Origin of the sequence: Serratia sp. (in: enterobacteria), assembly GCF_052400455.1 — a bacterium.
GTDB lineage: Bacteria > Pseudomonadota > Gammaproteobacteria > Enterobacterales > Enterobacteriaceae > Serratia > Serratia ureilytica.
On the sequence record NZ_CP185812.1, the window covers coordinates 1714298 to 1730586 of the forward strand.

13 protein-coding genes are annotated in these 16289 nt (G+C 62.3%); 6 read left to right on the top strand and 7 right to left on the bottom strand.

The annotated features are described in order from the left end of the window. Positions 1 to 148 precede the first annotated feature (148 nt). The gene (locus tag ACORQT_RS08220) at positions 149 to 1705 is read left to right on the top strand and encodes a PTS transporter subunit EIIC (RefSeq protein WP_089191447.1); all 1557 of its coding nucleotides are present in this window, start codon (positions 149 to 151) and stop codon (positions 1703 to 1705) included. Next, positions 1702 to 2397 (top strand): N-acetylmannosamine-6-phosphate 2-epimerase, encoded by a 696-nt coding sequence (locus ACORQT_RS08225; RefSeq protein ID WP_089191448.1) that lies wholly within the window; start codon positions 1702 to 1704, stop codon positions 2395 to 2397. The genes ACORQT_RS08220 and ACORQT_RS08225 overlap by 4 nt, the downstream gene beginning before the upstream one ends. 29 nt (positions 2398 to 2426) lie before the next feature. On the opposite strand, the gene ltaE is transcribed toward ACORQT_RS08225, so the two are convergent. From ltaE to ACORQT_RS08250, 5 genes are all read right to left on the bottom strand, one after another. Continuing rightward, positions 2427 to 3443: a low-specificity L-threonine aldolase gene (gene ltaE, locus ACORQT_RS08230; protein WP_046686761.1), complete on the bottom strand. Its 1017-nt coding sequence runs from the start codon at positions 3441 to 3443 to the stop codon at positions 2427 to 2429. Between the two features lie 75 nt (positions 3444 to 3518). Further along, positions 3519 to 5240 carry a ubiquinone-dependent pyruvate dehydrogenase gene (poxB, locus tag ACORQT_RS08235; protein WP_089191449.1) on the bottom strand — a complete coding sequence of 574 codons (1722 nt, stop codon included), beginning with the start codon at positions 5238 to 5240 and terminating at the stop codon, positions 3519 to 3521. 198 nt (positions 5241 to 5438) lie between these two features. After that, on the bottom strand, positions 5439 to 6440 hold the full coding sequence (gene hcr / locus ACORQT_RS08240) for an NADH oxidoreductase (RefSeq protein WP_164057331.1): 1002 nt from the start codon (positions 6438 to 6440) through the stop codon (positions 5439 to 5441). A 55-nt stretch (positions 6441 to 6495) separates the two neighbouring features. After that, positions 6496 to 8145 (bottom strand): hydroxylamine reductase, encoded by a 1650-nt coding sequence (gene hcp, locus ACORQT_RS08245; protein ID WP_164057332.1) that lies wholly within the window; start codon positions 8143 to 8145, stop codon positions 6496 to 6498. Positions 8146 to 8326: 181 nt separating this feature from the next. Continuing rightward, complete coding sequence (locus ACORQT_RS08250; protein WP_164057333.1) at positions 8327 to 9223, bottom strand: lysine exporter LysO family protein; 897 nt, start codon at positions 9221 to 9223, stop codon at positions 8327 to 8329. A 187-nt stretch (positions 9224 to 9410) separates the two neighbouring features. Between ACORQT_RS08250 and ACORQT_RS08255 the strand changes: the two genes are divergently transcribed. Continuing rightward, a complete protein-coding gene (locus ACORQT_RS08255; protein WP_033650660.1) occupies positions 9411 to 11069 on the top strand; it encodes an ATP-dependent endonuclease in 1659 nt (552 codons plus the stop codon). 14 nt (positions 11070 to 11083) lie between these two features. Here the strand turns inward: ACORQT_RS08255 and ACORQT_RS08260 are convergent, their stop codons facing one another. Then, entirely contained in the window at positions 11084 to 12037 is a 954-nt protein-coding gene (locus tag ACORQT_RS08260; protein WP_033642547.1) for a VirK/YbjX family protein, read from the bottom strand. 194 nt (positions 12038 to 12231) lie between these two features. Here ACORQT_RS08260 and macA point away from each other — a divergent pair, with 194 nt between their 5' ends. Then, entirely contained in the window at positions 12232 to 13347 is a 1116-nt protein-coding gene (gene macA, locus ACORQT_RS08265) for a macrolide transporter subunit MacA (protein ID WP_033642548.1), read from the top strand. Further along, on the top strand, positions 13347 to 15293 hold the full coding sequence (macB, locus tag ACORQT_RS08270; protein ID WP_033642549.1) for a macrolide ABC transporter ATP-binding protein/permease MacB: 1947 nt from the start codon (positions 13347 to 13349) through the stop codon (positions 15291 to 15293). Before macA ends, macB begins: the two co-directional genes overlap by 1 nt. An 87-nt stretch (positions 15294 to 15380) precedes the next feature. On the opposite strand, the gene cspD is transcribed toward macB, so the two are convergent. Beyond that, complete coding sequence (gene cspD / locus ACORQT_RS08275; RefSeq protein ID WP_004928349.1) at positions 15381 to 15602, bottom strand: cold shock-like protein CspD; 222 nt, start codon at positions 15600 to 15602, stop codon at positions 15381 to 15383. A 355-nt stretch (positions 15603 to 15957) separates the two neighbouring features. Here cspD and clpS point away from each other — a divergent pair, with 355 nt between their 5' ends. Further along, the gene (gene clpS / locus ACORQT_RS08280) at positions 15958 to 16278 is read left to right on the top strand and encodes an ATP-dependent Clp protease adapter ClpS (RefSeq protein ID WP_004928347.1); all 321 of its coding nucleotides are present in this window, start codon (positions 15958 to 15960) and stop codon (positions 16276 to 16278) included. Positions 16279 to 16289 lie beyond the last annotated feature (11 nt).

Consider the following 16289-nt stretch of genomic DNA (forward strand, 5'->3'; position numbering starts at 1 on the left):
CCTTTTCTATTGTGGCGGAAAGACGCCGCGGCTCGCCAGCGAAATCGACGGATTGTGAAGCCGATCATCGTTATGAATAAATTTTTCATTAAAAATATTATTTTGTGGTAAAAATTTTCATCATAAAAATGATATCGGGGGAAAATTTATGTCAACACCAGAATTGTCGCGCTCCGGCGGCTGGTTCGAAAAAGCCCAGCTGTTCGGCAAGTCGTTCATGCTGCCGATCGCCGTGCTGCCGGCGGCTGGTCTGCTGTTGGGGATCGGCGGTGCGCTGTCCAATCCCAATACCGTCGAGGCGTATCCCTTCCTCGACGTCGGCTGGTTGCAAAGCATATTTACCGTGATGGCCAGTGCCGGTGCTATCGTGTTCGCCAACCTGGCGGTCTTGTTCGCGGTCGGCGTGGCGGTGGGGCTGGCCAAAAGCGACAAGGGCACGGCGGGGCTGGCCTCGCTGATCGCCTATCTGGTAATGAACGCCACCATCAATGCGCTGTTGAAAATCAACGGCACGCTGGCCACGCAGAACGCGGGTGTGGTGGGGCAGGGAACGATTCTCGGGATCCAGACGCTGGAGACCGGGGTGTTCGGCGGGGTGGTCATCGGTTTGGTGACCTGGTATCTGCACGGCCGCTATAACAAGATAGCGCTGCCACCGTTCCTGGGTTTTTTTGGCGGCTCGCGCTTTGTGCCGATCGTCAGCTCGCTGGCGGCGATGGCGGTCGGTGCCCTGATGACGGTGGTGTGGCCGCATTTCCAACAGTTGATCTTCGGCATGGGCGGGCTGGTAGACGCCAGCGGCTATTTCGGTACCTTTATCTACGGCTTCGTATTGCGCATGCTCGGGCCGTTCGGCCTGCATCACATCTTCTATCTACCGTTTTGGACCACCGCGCTTGGCGGCAGCGAAGTGATCAACGGACAGCTGGTGGAAGGCACACAGCGTATTTTCTTCGCCCAGTTGGCCGACCCAAATACTCAGCAGTTCTACATTGGCACGGCGCGTTTCATGTCCGGCCGTTTTATCACCATGATGTTCGGCCTGGTCGGTGCCTGCCTGGCGATGTACCAGAGTGCGCGTCCCGAGAACCGCAAACGCGTTGGCGGACTGTTGCTGTCGGCGGCGCTGACTTCGTTTCTGACCGGCATCACCGAACCTATCGAATTCTCGTTCCTGTTTGTCGCGCCGGCGCTGTACGTGGTGCACGCGCTGTTCGACGGCCTGGCGTTCATGATCGCTCACATCCTGCATATCACCATCGGCCAGACGTTCTCCGGCGGCTTTATCGATTTCATGCTGTTCGGCGTGCTGCAGGGCGAAGCGAAAACCCACTGGATGTACGTCCCGCTGGCGGGGGTGCCTTGGTTCTTCCTGTACTACTTCACGTTCCGTTTCCTGATCCTGCGCTTCAATTTTAAAACGCCGGGGCGCGAGGCAGAAGCTGCGCCGGAAGCGGTGATGACGGGCACCGAACGCTCGCAGCAGCTGCTGGCGGCGCTGGGCGGCAAAGAGAATATCGTCGAACTGGATTGTTGCGCCACGCGATTGCGCGTGACGGTGAAACAGAGCCGGTTGCTGGACGAAAGCGGGCTGAAGGCCAGCGGCGCAAGGGCGGTTATCGTTCGCGGCAACGGAGTTCAGGTGATCTACGGCCCGCACGTCACCATCATTAAAAACGAAGTCGAGGAGTTGTTGGATTTATGACGCTTTCCATTTTACAGCAGATTGAGGGGCGCCTGGTGGTATCTTGCCAGGCGCTGGACGACGAGCCGCTGCACAGCGATTTTATCATGTCACGCATGGCGCTGGCGGCCGAGCAAGGTGGCGCGGCGGCGATCCGCGCCAACGGCGTCGAAGACGTCAAAGCTATCATGCGCACGGTGGCACTGCCGGTCATCGGCATCATAAAGCGCGATTATGCGGGCAGCGACGTCTACATCACGCCGACCCTGCGCGAAATCGATGAGTTGATGGCGGCGGCGCCGCAGATGATCGCGCTGGACGCCACCGGCCACCCGCGACCGGGGGAGTTGCAGCTGGCGGCGTTGGTCGCCGCGATCCGCGCCAGGTATCCCCGGCTGTTGCTGATGGCGGACATCGCCACCCTGGAGGAGGCACAAGAGGCCGCCAGGCTGGGCTTCGACTGTGTGGGCACCACGCTGTACGGCTATACCCCTGAAAGCCGGGGCGCCCGACTGGCGGATAACGATTTCGGCTTTCTGCGTGCGGTGCTGGCGGCGGTATCGGTGCCGGTCATCGCTGAAGGCAATGTCGAAACGCCGGCGATGGCCGCGCGCTGCCTGAGGTTGGGGGCGCATGCGGTGGTGGTAGGGGGCGCCATTACCCGCCCGCAACAGATCACCCGCCGCTTTGTCGACGCCATCGGCGGGCGATAAGAGGCTCCCCGGCGCACAGGGAGGGGAAATCAGGCGTGCTGCTGAAGAAACTCCCGCCATAGTTCGACCACCCGCTGCAGATCCTGACGGCTGACGTCGAGGTGGGTCAGAATGCGCGTCAGCGGGCCGCTGCTGATCAGCACGCCGCGTTCGCGCATCCACGGGCCGAGTTTGGCCGCCAGCGCCGGCGTTTGGCGCAGGTACAGCACGTTGGTCTGCGCGCCGGGTTCGGCAATCTCTACGCCGATCTGCCGCAGCTGTTGCTCCAGCCAGACCGCGTTGTCATGGTCTTCGCGCAGCCGCGCGACGTTATGCTCCAGCGCGTAGAGGCCGGCCGCCGCCAAAATGCCGGCCTGGCGCAGCCCGCCGCCGGTCATCTTGCGCCAGCGCAGCGCGCGTTGGATGAAAGCCTCGCTGCCGCACAGCAGCGAGCCGACCGGCGCGCCTAACCCTTTCGACAGGCAAATGGTGAAGGTGTCGCAGTACTGCACGATCTCTTTTAGCGGCAGGTTCAGCGCCACTGCGGCGTTGAAGATGCGCGCGCCGTCGATATGCAGCGCCAACTGCCGCTCGCGGGTAAACTGCCACGCCTGCTGCAGGTAGGCCTGCGGCAAGACTCTGCCGCTGATGGTGTTTTCCAGGCTCAACAGCCGGGTGCGGGCGAAGTGGATATCGTCGGGTTTGATGGCGGCGGCGAGCTTGTCCAGCGGCAGCGTGCCGTCGGTGTCGGCCTCGATCGGCTGCGGCTGGATGCTGCCCAGCACCGCTGCGCCGCCGGCTTCGTATTTGTAGTTGTGCGCCTGCTGGCCGACCAGATATTCATCGCCGCGCTGGCAGTGGCTCAGCAGCGCCACCAGGTTGGCCTGGGTGCCGCTGGGCAGAAACAGCGCCGCTTCTTTGCCCGACAGACGCACCGCTTCCGCCTCCAGCGCGTTGACCGTCGGATCATCGCCGTAGACGTCGTCGCCGACTTCTGCCTGAGCCATCGCCTGGCGCATGGCGGCGCTGGGGCGGGTGACGGTGTCGCTGCGTAGATCGATAAGCATAGGGTTCCTGGAATGTAAGGGAGAGGAAAAGGGTACATGGCATCATATACCCTTTATTTTACCGGGGCAGCTTGCTTAACGCAGCCAGTTGGTTTTCGCCAGCTCGACCACTTCGTCGCCGCGGCCGTTGATGATGGCGCGCAGCATGTACAGGCTGAAGCCTTTCGCCTGTTCGAACTTGATCTGCGGCGGCATCGCCAGCTCTTGCTTGGCGGTGACCACGTCCAGCAGCGCCGGGCCGGGGTGCGCCAACATCTCCTGCAGCGCGCTGTCCAGATCGGAGGCTTTTTCCACGCGGATGCCCTTGATGCCGGCGGCGTTGGCGATCGCCGCGAAGTCCGGATTATGCAGATCGGTGCCGTCGGTCAGGTAGCCGCCGGCCTTCATCTCCATCGCCACAAATCCCAGCACGCTGTTGTTGAACACCACGATTTTCACCGGCAGCTTGAGCTGCGCCAGCGACAGGAAATCGCCCATCAGCATGGTGAAGCCGCCGTCGCCGCACATGGCGATCACCTGTTTATCCGGCGCGGTGGCCTGAGCGCCTATCGCCTGCGGCATGGCGTTGGCCATCGAACCGTGGTTGAACGAACCGAGCAGGCGGCGCTTGCCGTTCATTTTCACGTAGCGGGCGGCCCACACCGTTGGCGTGCCGACGTCGCAGGTGAAGATGGCGTCGTCGCTGGCATAGTGGCTGAGCTGCTGCGCCAGATACTGCGGGTGGATCGGTTGGTCGTCGCCGGCGGTCGCCAGCCCGTCGAGATCCTTGCGCGCGTTGCGGTAATGCTCCAGCGCCTTGTCGAGGAACGCCCGATCGCGCTTCGGCTCCAGCTGCGGCAGCAGGGCGGTGAGGGTGGTGTGGATATCGCCCACCAGCGCCATATTGACCGGGCAGTGCGCGCCGATGCTGCCGGGGTTGATGTCGATCTGAATGATGTTGGCGTTGGTGGGGTAGAACGCCCGATAGGGGAACTGGGTGCCGAGCAGCACCAGCGTGTCGGCGTTCATCATCGCGTGATAACCGGAGGAGAAACCGATCAGCCCGGTCATGCCGACGCTGTACGGGTTGTCCCATTCGATATGTTCTTTACCGCGCAGCGCGTGCACCACCGGCGCCTGCAGCAGTTCGGCCAGCTTGACCACTTCATCGTGCGCGCCGGCGCAGCCGCTGCCGCACATCAGGGTGATGTTCTTCGCCTTGTTCAGCGTTTCCGCCAGCTTGTTCAGCTCGCTCATCGGCGGCTGCACCAGCGGCAGCGCCGGGGTATGCCAGGTCACGGCCGCGTCTTCCGGCGCCATGCGCAGCGCCACGTCGCCCGGCAAGACGACCACCGACACGCCGCGATTGAGGATCGCCTTGCGCATGGCGATCTCCAGCACGCGCGGCAGCTGTTCCGGGTTGGAGACCAGTTCGCAATAGTGGCTGCATTCGCGGAACAGCTCCTGCGGATGGGTTTCCTGGAAGTAGCCGCTGCCGATTTCGCTGGAAGGGATGTGCGCGGCGATCGCCAGCACCGGCACATGGTTGCGGTGGCAGTCGAACAGGCCGTTGATCAGATGCAGGTTGCCGGGGCCGCAGGAACCGGCGCACACCGCCAACTGGCCGGTGAGCTGGGCTTCGGCGCCGGCGGCGAAGGCGGCCACCTCTTCATGGCGGGTGCCCAGCCATTCGATGGTGCCCATGCGGTGCAGGCTGTCGCTGAGGCCGTTGAGCGAATCGCCGGTCACGCCCCAAATGCGTTTTACGCCGGCTTGATCCAGCGTTTTGGCGATCAGTGTGGCTACGGTTTGCTTCATGGTTCCCCCAAACATGGTTTGAAAAACGATGTGGACTCGATCCGGTGAGTGGCAGCAGAACAACTGCAAGCATAGCTTACCGGCTGTGGACGAGATGCGGTCAGGAAGGGTAAAGAGCGTAGGACGGGGAAAAGTGTAACCGGGCTGGCCACGGGGAACTTGCCGATAAATGCCCCATCGCGGCGATGGGGCCAGGGATCACGCCAGCGTGACGTCGCCCTGCAGCTGGCAACTGCAGGCCAGCACGTAGCCCTGCGCTATCTCTTCCTCGCTCAGCGTCATGGTGCTGGTGGTGGTGTAGTCGCCCTCGAGGAGGCGGGTTTTGCACGAACCGCATACTCCGGCGCGGCAGGCAGCGTTGACCGGCAGGGCATTGGCCTCCATCGCTGCCAGCAGGGTGCTGCCGACCGGCACGCGGAATTCGCGCAGCGGGCGGGCGGCGCGCAGCGTCAGCCCTTCGGTGGCGTCAGCCTGCGCCGTCGGCGTGTGGAACTGCTCCTTATGGAAACGCTCGGCCGGCACGCCGAGCCGGCGACAAAGTTGCTCCACCTGATCCATGTAGGGCGCGGGGCCGCAGGTCATCACCGTGCGTTCGGCGATATCCGGCGCCGCCTGCCGCAGCGTCTGTTCATCGATGCGGCCGCTGAGGTAGCCGGGTTGCAGATCCTGCTCGGCCATCAGCGTCAGGCGCAGCTGCGGATGGGCGGCGCACAGCGCGCGCCATTGATCGGCGAAAATCGTGCCGGCGGGGGTGCGTACGTTAACGATCGCGGCGATATCGCAGGCCGGACGGTTAGCGGTCAGCCAGCGGCACATCGAGACGATCGGCGTCACGCCGCAGCCGGCGGCCAGCATCAGATAACGATCGGCCGGGTGGCGCTCGCAGCTGAATTCGCCCTGCGCGTCGGACAGCCACAGCGTGTTGCCGGGCTTGACCTCTTGCGTCAGCCAGCGCGACCCGATGCCGTCCGGCAGGCAGCGCACGCTGATGCTGAGAAAGCGGCTCTGGCCGGGCGAGGAGGAGAGCGTATAGGCGCGCAACGTCTCCTCGCTGTTGCGAATGCTGACCAGCGCGAACTGGCCGGCCTGGTAAGGATAGAAAACGTCGCAGATCAGGTTCAGCGTCCAGACGTCGACGGTTTCACGCCGGATGGAATGCACCTGCATGCGGTTCGGGCAAAGCGGAGTGGGTTGAGTCATCGGGCACCTCAAAAAGCAAAGGGGCCGGCGCAGGCGGCCCCATAACGTAACGGCATCAGGCGAGCAGCGCGGCGATATCCTGCTCGACGGTGGTGATCGGACGCAGGCCGAATTTCTCGTTGAGGATCGCCATCAGGTTGTCGGTCAGGAAGCCCGGCGCGGTCGGGCCGGTGACGATGTTTTTCACCCCCAGCGACAGCAGCGTCAGCAGAATGACGATCGCCTTCTGTTCAAACCACGACAGCACCAGGCTGAGCGGCAGCTCGTTGACGCTGCAGCCGAGCGTATCCGCCAGCTTGACCGCCAGCATGATGGCGGAGTAAGCGTCGTTGCACTGGCCGACGTCCAGCAGGCGCGGCAGCCCTTCCAGCGTGCCGAAATCCAGTTTGTTGAAACGGTATTTGCCGCAGGCCAGCGTCATGATCAGGCAGTCTTGCGGCACGCTGCGGGCGAAGTCGGTGAAATAGCTGCGTTCGTCACGGCTGCCGTCGCAGCCGCCCACCAGGAAGACGTGGCGCAGTTTTTTCTGCGACACCAGGTCGATGACCGTGTCGGCGGCGTTCAGCAGCGTCTGGCGGCCGAAGCCGACGGTGATCAGATGCTCGATCTCGGTGTAAGGGAAGCCGTTCATGCCCTGAGCCTGGCGGATCACGGCGCCGAAGTCGTCGCCTTCCAGATGGTTGACGCCCGGCCAGCCGACGATGCTGCGGGTCCAGATGCGATCGCCGTAGTTGCCGACGTTAGGATCGATGATGCAGTTGGAGGTCATCACGATCGGGCCGGGGAATTTGGCGAATTCCGTCTGCTGGTTTTGCCAGCCGCTGCCGTAGTTGCCCACCAGGTGCTTGAATTTTTTCAGTTCCGGATAGCCGTGCGCCGGCAGCATTTCACCGTGGGTGTAGACGTTGACGTTTTGCCCTTCGGTTTGCTCGAGCAGCATGCGCAGATCTTTGAGATCGTGGCCGGAAATCAGAATGGCTTTCCCGGCCACCGGGCGCACGTTGACCGCGCTGGGCTGCGGATCGCCGTAGGCCTGGGTCTCACCGCGATCGAGGATCGCCATCACGTTGAAGTTCATCTTGCCGATGCCCATGGCGTTGTTCAGCAGGGTATCGACGTCGCGCGGCCGGGTGCCGAGCCAGGCCATGAAAGCGTGGTAGTCGGCATAGAGCTGTTCGTCGAACTGGCCGAGCACGTGCGCGTGTTCCATATAGGCCGCCGCACCTTTCAGGCCATACACACACAGCAGGCGCAAACCGTGTACGTCGTCGCCGACCTCGGCCTTGTCGCTGTCGAGGGCAAACTGCGCCGCCTGCTGCAGCAGCGCAGGCATAGCGTCGCCGGCCAGCTGCAGCGCCGCCATCGGGTGATCGACGCGCACGCCGGCATCCAGCAGCCGGCAACGGGCGGCCAGCGAGTCGCGCAGCAGCAGGGTTTCCCGCGCGTAGCCGATGATGCGCTGGGAATCGAAGTTGACGTTGGTCAGGGTGGAGAAGAAGGCGCGCGGGGCGAAGCTGTCGATTTCGTGGTCGACGATGCCCAGCGAACGCGCCTGCAGCGCCCAGGCGGAGAGGCCCTGCAGCGCCGCCACCAGCAGATCCTGCAGATCGGAGGTTTCCGCCGTTTTGCCGCACATGCCCTGAGCATACGCGCAGCCGTTGCCTGCCGGGGTTCGAATGGTTTGTTCACATTGCACACAGAACATAGTCGCTTCCTTTTATTTTTAAAGTTGCATTTGTAATGCTTGTTTAAAAGCATAGATCGGCGATCGGGGTTGCAAAAGGCTTTTGTGCGACTACTGCGGGCAAGTTTGATTTAGCGCAATTTTGCCGTGCGGATGGGAATGATTACGCTTTGGGGGCCGGGTGGCCCCCAAGGGGAAAGGATCAGGAGAATAGGGCGATCAGCACCGGCGCCAGCAGGCTCAGCAGGAAGCCGTGTACGATGGCGGGCGGCACCATGTCCAGTCCGCCGCTGCGCTGCAGCACCGGCAGGGTGAAGTCCATCGAGGTGGCGCCGCACAGGCCGAGGGCGGTGGAGCGGCTGCGGCGCACCAGCGTCGGGATCAGCATGATCGCCACCAGCTCGCGCGCCAGATCGTTGAAGAACGCGGCGCTGCCCATCACCGGGCCGTAGGCGTCGGTGATCAGAATGCCGGACAGCGAGTACCAGCCGAAGCCAGAGGCCATCGCCAGCCCGGCCTTGACCGGCAGTCCCAGCAGCTGCGCCGCCAGCGCGCCGCCGGCCAGAGACGCGGCGACCACCGCCAGCGCCACCAGCGTGCCGCGGCGGTTGAGCACGATCTGGCGCAGCGTCATGCCGCTGTTGCGCAGCTGAATGCCGACCAGCAACAGTAGGAAGATCAGCGCATATTCGCTGCCTTTATGGGCAAACTGCAGCCATTGCCACTGCGTCAGGCCGAGCAAGAAGCCGCCGAGCACCACGCCGCACAGCTTGAGCGACTCCAGCGCCATATGCACGCGCGAAGGCAGCTTTTCCTGTTTATGGCTGCTGCGCCACGGCATGCGCCGCTCCAGCAGCGCCAGCAACAGCAGATTGGCGCAGAGAATGCAGAAGAAGAACGCTGCGCTGTACTGGAAGATCAGCATCAGATTGCTGCTGAGATTCTCCATAAACGCCAGGCTGATGCCCATGAAAAACAGGATCACATACACCATCCAGCTCAGCAGGCGGTTGATCAGCACCAGCAGCGGGCGATGGCGTAAGGGAATGAGGTAACCGACAATCAGCGGTAACAGAATAATCAACAGTCCTGAGTACATGGTGCAACGAGTGTCCTTGAGTTTTGATGCGCGACGAACGGCGGCGAGGAGCACACGCTAACCAAAAGCCCGGCCGGAGTAAAGCGGCAGATTTGACGCTGGCCGCTTGACCTGCAAGGGGTTTTTTGACCATGCTCTGTGAAAGTCGCCTCATTGAAGAGGCGACTGCGCGCACGGGAGGCGGCGGATGTTCTTGGAGCGTATCGAAATTGTAGGTTTTCGCGGTATTAATCGGCTGTCCCTGATGCTGGACGACAACACGCTGTTGCTCGGCGAAAACGCCTGGGGTAAATCCAGCCTGCTGGATGCGCTGACGCTGCTGCTGGCGCCGGAGCAGAAACTGTATCGATTTGAAGCGCACGACTTCCATTTTCCCCCCGGTGAGGAGGCGGCCAAAGAGCGCCACCTGCAGGTGGTATTCACCTTCTGCGAGAAAGACATCGGCCACGCGCACCTGCCGCGCTACCGCCATCTGACGCCGTTGTGGGTCAAGGGGGAAGACGGCCTGAGCCGCATTCACTACCGCTGCGAGGGCGAGCTGGCCGATGACGGTACGGTGTGTACCTGGCGCGGTTTTCTCGACGCCGACGGCAACGCCTTTCAACTGCACCATATCGAACAACTGGCCCACGCCATCATCCGCATCCACCCGGTTTTGCGCCTGCGCGACGCGCGCTTTATTCGCCGCCTGCGCCCCAGCAGCCTCGGCGATGAACGCAAACCCGATACGCAGGCGTTGGCGCAGCAGCTGGATCAGCTGACGCGCGAGCTGGTGCGCAATCCGCAGAAGCTGACCAACGGCGAGCTGCGTCAGGGGCTGGCGGCGATGCAGCAGTTGCTCGAGCACTACTTTGCCGAGCAGAGCTCGCAGGTGGCGCGGCCGCGCCGCCGCGGCGGTGAACCGGAGCAGGACGCCTGGCGCGCGCTGGACGGCATCAACCGCATGGTCGCCGAGCCGAACAGCCGCAGCATGCGTCTGATCCTGCTGGGCATGTTTTCCACCCTGCTGCAGGCCAAGGGCGACGTCAAGCTGGATCCGCACGCCCGGCCGCTGCTGCTGGTGGAAGACCCGGAAACTCGCCTGCATCCGATCATGCTGTCGGTGGCCTGGGGGCTGCTCAATCAGCTGCCGCTGCAGCGCATCACCACCACCAACTCCAGCGAACTGGTGTCGCTGGTGCCGGTGGAGCACGTCTGCCGGCTGGTGCGCGAGTCGGGCCGCGTCGCGACCTATCGTCTCGGGCCGCGCGGGTTGAGCGCCGAAGACGGGCGGCGCATCGCGTTTCACATCCGTTTCAACCGGCCGTCGTCGCTGTTCGCCCGCTGCTGGCTGCTGGTGGAGGGCGAGACCGAAGTGTGGCTGCTGAACGAACTGGCGCGCCAGTGCGGCTACCATTTCGAGGCGGAAGGGGTAAGGGTCATCGAATTCGCTCAGTGCGGCCTGAAGCCGCTGCTGCGCTTTGCCCGCCGCATGGGCATCGAGTGGCATGCGCTGGTGGACGGCGATGAGGCGGGCAAAAAGTACGCCAACACCGTGCGCAGCCTGCTGGACAATCATGAAGACAACGAACGCGATCGGCTGACCGCGCTGCCGGCGCCGGACATGGAACACTTCATGTTCCGCGAAGGGTTCGCCCCGGTCTATCACCGAATGGCGTCGGTGCCGATCAACGCGCAGATGCCGGTGCGCAAGGTGATCCTGAAAGCGGTCCACCACTCTTCGAAGCCGGATCTGGCGATCGAGGTCGCGATGCAGGCCGGCGAATGGGGCACGGACTCGGTGCCGCCGCTGCTGAAGAAAATGTTCTCACGGGTGATCTGGCTGGCGCGCGGCCGGGCGGACTGACGGCCCGCCGGGCGTTATCGGGCGCAGAAGTGCGCCGCCAATCCCTGTTCCAGCTCGTCCAGCAGCTGATAGCGGCGGCGATACTCGGCGCGCTTCTTGCTGGCGATCTCTTCGATCGGCTTGCGGGCGATGCGTTCGGGCAGCAGGAAATAGCCGCTGTCGAGCGGTTTGGCGCCCATCGACAGCCAGAACTGATCGTAATCGGCGTGCAGCTTGTCCTTCTTCTTACTCTGGTAGCGCCAGTTTTGATAGATATGGGTGGCGTTGCCGACCGCCACAATCTGGCGGATGCCGAGGTGCCGCGCCAGCGTGCAGATGCCTTCCAGCACCAGCCGTTTAGGGAACAGGCCGTGACACTCTTTGGTGGTGTGCTGGATCTCGGCGTGCGGCACGTCATGGTTCGCGCCCTGCAGGCCGCCGATGAACAACGTCGGCTGCTGCTGATAATGCATCAGCGCAAAGGTGATCTCCGCCAGCATCACGCCGTTGGCGTTGCGCAGCAGCAGCGTGGCTTCCCCTTCCTTATTCAGTTTGTCGATCGCCGCCAGCTCCAGCGTGATCGGCGCTTCGTTCTTGCCCATCGCGCTGGCCAGCACGAAGGCGTGCGGGCCGAGGTGGCCGAGGCGCATCTTCAGCGGCATGCGCTGTACGATGAGATCGTAATGATCGCGCAGGGCGAACAGGCATTCGATCTTGCTCATGTTGGCCGCCAGGTAGGGACGATGCAGTTTGCACGGCAGGTTCGGCTGCGCACTCAGGATCTCCTCCAGCAGCGGATTGCTGGCCAGGGTGCTGAGCAGGCCGCTGGTGGTGCGCCAGTTGAGCAGCGAACGGCCGAGAAACTTCAGGCGAAACGAGGTTTTTTTCCAGGCGTTGCTCGGTGCCTTTTCGCCATTGATCAGCGCCGTCATCAGTTGCCAGCCGTTAAGCGGCCGGGCGGAGGCGAGTGGGTAGCTGAGCTGTGACATGATGAAATCCTTGGCTGTGTTGAATGGCGCTATTTCATCAAGGCTTCACTAAACGGGAGTTCAATGCCGAACTGTAACCAAGCGTGTCTCCACATTGTGTTGAGCTAAGGTTTAGTTATTCCCTACGGTGCGTGCTAATTTAGCTCCGCCGCCGCAATGGGCGGTCGATATTCACAAGCACAGGCAGGTCAATTTTGACAGGGTTTAAAGGACATAAACGCCGCTGGATACTCGCACTGGCGGTGATTGCGGCGATTGCCGCGGCGGCCGTTTGGCACTTCCGCCATCCGGCGCCGACCGATTTCAAAACGGTAAAGGTCACCAAGCGCGATCTGCAGCAGAACGTGTTGGCGACCGGCCAGCTGGACGCAGTGCGCAAGGTTGACGTCGGCGCGCAGGTCAGCGGGCAGTTGGAAAAGCTGTATGTCGAGATCGGCGACAAGGTGAAAAAAGGTCAGTTGCTGGGGGTTATCGATCCGCAACAGGCGCAGAACAGCATCCGTGAAGGCGAGGCGACGCTGCGCGAGCTGCATGCGCAACTGCTGCAGGCGCAGGCGGAACAGCAGCTGGCGGCGGTTACGCTGCAGCGCAACCAGGCGCTGGCCAAACTGCAGGCGGTATCGCGTCAGGATCTGGATCAGGCGGCGACGCAGCTGGCGGTGAAGAAGGCGCAGGTAGGCACCATCAATGCGCAGATCGCCCGCAACCAGGCCAGCCTGGATACCGCCAAGATCAATCTGGCCTATACCCGCATCGAAGCGCCGATGGATGGCGACGTGGTGCAGATCACCACGCTGCAGGGCCAGACGGTGATCGCGGCGCAACAGGCGCCGAACATTCTGACGCTGGCGGATCTCGGCACCATGCTGGTGAAGGCGCAGGTCTCGGAGGCCGACGTCATTAACCTCAAGCCGGGTCAGAAGGCCTGGTTCACGGTGCTGGGCGATCCGACCCGGCGCTTCGACGGCGTGCTGAAAGACATTCAGCCGACGCCGGAAAAGGTCAACAACGCCATCTTCTATTACGCGCGTTTCGAAGTGCCCAACCCGGAAAGGCTGCTGCGCTTGCAAATGACGGCGCAGGTGCACATTCAGCTGGCCGGCGTCCAGCAGGCGCTGGTGATCCCGCTGGCGGCGCTGGGCGATCAGATCGCCGACAATCGCTACCACGTTTCGGTGCTGAAACAGGGCAAGGAAGAGAAGCGTGAGGTGGCCATCGGCCTGCGCAACAATATCGATGTGCAGATCCTCAGCGGGCTCGAGGCGGGTGATGAGGTGATCGTCAGCCGCGGCGGCGTGGAGGCCGGCTGATGGCGGCGCTGTTGCAGCTGAACGGCATTCGCCGCAGCTACCGTTCCGGCGAGCAGACGGTGGAGGTGCTGAAGGGGATCAGTCTGAGCATCGACGCCGGTGAAATGGTGGCGATCATGGGGGCTTCCGGTTCCGGCAAATCGACGCTGATGAACATTCTCGGCTGCCTGGACAAGCCGAGCGCCGGCGTCTATCGGGTGGCTGGCCAGGACGTGGCGACGCTGAGCGACGATGCGCTGGCGCAGCTGCGGCGCGAGCATTTCGGCTTTATCTTTCAGCGTTATCATCTGCTGCCGCACCTGAGCGCGGCGCATAACGTCGAGGTGCCGGCGGTGTACGCCGGGCTGGGCAAAGCGGCGCGGCGCGAACGGGCGGAGGCGCTGTTGCGCCGTCTGGGGCTGGGGGAGCGCGTCAACTATCGGCCGAGCCAGCTTTCCGGCGGCCAGCAGCAGCGCGTCAGTATCGCCCGCGCGCTGATGAACGGCGGGCAGGTGATCCTGGCGGATGAGCCGACCGGCGCGCTCGACAGCCATTCCGGCGAAGAGGTGATGGCGATCCTCAAACAGTTGTGCGCCCAGGGCCACACGGTGATCCTGGTGACTCACGATCCGGCGGTGGCGCGTCAGGCTGAACGGATCATCGAGATCCGCGACGGCGAAATCATCGCCGATTCCCGTCCGGCGCCGTCGGAGGATGCCCAGGCCAAGCCGCTGACGCTGGCCGCCGCGGCGCCTTCCTGGCGGCAGATGGGCGGCCGCTTTCGCGAAGCGCTGGTCATGGCCTGGCGCGCGATGGCGGCCAACAAGATGCGCACCGCGCTGACCATGCTCGGCATCATTATCGGCATCGCCTCGGTGGTATCGATCCTGGTGATCGGCGACGCCGCCAAGCAGATGGTGCTGGCGGACATCAAATCGATCGGCACCAACACCGTCGATATCTACCCCGGCAAGGACTTCGGCGACGACGATCCGACCTACCGGCAATCGTTGAAATACGGCGATCTCGACGCGCTGCGCGAACAGCCGTACATCAGCGCGCTGTCGCCGAGCATCAGCAGCAGCATGCGGTTGCGGCTGGGTAACGTCGACGCGGCGGCCAACGTCAACGGCGTCAGCGAGCAGTTCTTCCGCGTGTACGGCATGAGCTTTACCCAAGGCGTCGGCATCGACCCGATGCAGGTGCAGTCACAGGCGCAGACGGTGGTGATCGACGCCAATACCCAACGGCGGCTGTTCCCGCACCAAAAAAACGTGGTGGGCGAGGTGATCCTGGTGGGCAACATGCCGGCGACGGTGGTCGGCGTGGCTAAAGAGAAGCAGTCGATGTTCGGCAGCAGCAAGACGCTGAACGTGTGGGTGCCGTACAGCACCATGGCCAACCGGCTGATGGGCAACAGCTATTTCGATTCGATCACCGTGCGCATCCGCGACGGCTACGACAGCAAGGAAGCGGAACAACAGCTGTCGCGTCTGCTGACGTTGCGCCACGGAAAGAAGGATTTCTTCACCTATAACATGGACAGCCTGGTGCAAACTGCGGAGAAAACCACTCGCACGCTGCAGCTGTTCCTGACGCTGGTGGCGGTGATTTCGCTGGTGGTGGGCGGCATCGGCGTGATGAACATCATGCTGGTGTCGGTGACCGAGCGCACGCGCGAGATCGGCATCCGCATGGCGGTGGGCGCGCGTTCCGGCGATGTGTTGCAGCAGTTTCTGATCGAGGCGGTCTTGGTCTGCCTGGTGGGGGGCGCGCTGGGGATTACGTTGTCGTTCGCTATCGGTTTGGCGGTGCAGCTGGTGTTGCCGGGTTGGCAGATCAGTTTCCCGCCGGCGGCGTTGCTGAGCGCGTTCCTCTGTTCCACCGGCATCGGCGTGGTGTTCGGCTATCTGCCGGCGCGCAATGCCGCGCGGCTGAATCCGATCGATGCGCTGGCGCGCGAGTAAGTCACAGGCATAAAAAATGCCAGTCACACGGCGGCTGGCATTTTTATCGCAGTCAGAGTCAGTGCAGCGCGACGCTGCCGGAAGCGTTTAGGACAGCGCCTCGCTTTCCACTGGCACAATAAGACTGGCATGGTTGCCTTTGGGCCCTTGATGCACGTCAAAGCTGACCTGCTGGCCCGCCTTTAACGTTCTGTAACCATCCATCTTGATTGTGGAATAATGCGCGAAAATATCTTCGCCGCCGCCGGCTGGGCAGATGAAGCCAAAACCTTTGGCGTTGTTAAACCATTTAACAGTACCCGTCTCCATGCTTTTACATCCCTCGCAACGCTATTTTAAGTGAGATGAATAACTGATTTCGCACTCGCCGTGGGCGAGTAGCAGGGTGGACAAGGGGTGGTTAAAAGACCACCAGCCACGAATTTACACTCTAGAGCAAATGATCGGGGCGTCAAGGGATCGGCTTTTGTCGGCGGGGAGCAGTTCACCAAAGTTTGAAGCAGGTAACGCTATTGCCACGATTCAGTCACAATTGGCCCGTTTTTTTGCGCACGTTACAGTGCGGCGGGACGATGCCGAAGATGATAAAATAGTAACTATCCCCACTTTGAATAACCGAAACCTGTCCCCATATCAGAGGGCAGAGCAGAGAAGATGAGCAGCGATGGGCAATAACAACGATTGGCTAAATTTTGAACACTTGGCCGAAGAAAAACAAATCGATGCGGTAAAACCGCCGTCTATGTATAAAGTTATACTTAACAACGACGATTACACACCGATGGAATTTGTGATTGACGTTCTGCAAAAGTTCTTTTCTTATGATATTGAACGCGCAACGCAACTGATGCTCACGGTCCACTATCAAGGCAAGGCGATCTGTGGTGTTTTTACCGCCGAGGTGGCGGAAACCAAAGTCGTCCATGTGAACCGGTACGCAAGGGAGAACGAGCATCCGTTGCTTTGTACGCTGGAAAAAGCCTGAATAAGGCAATC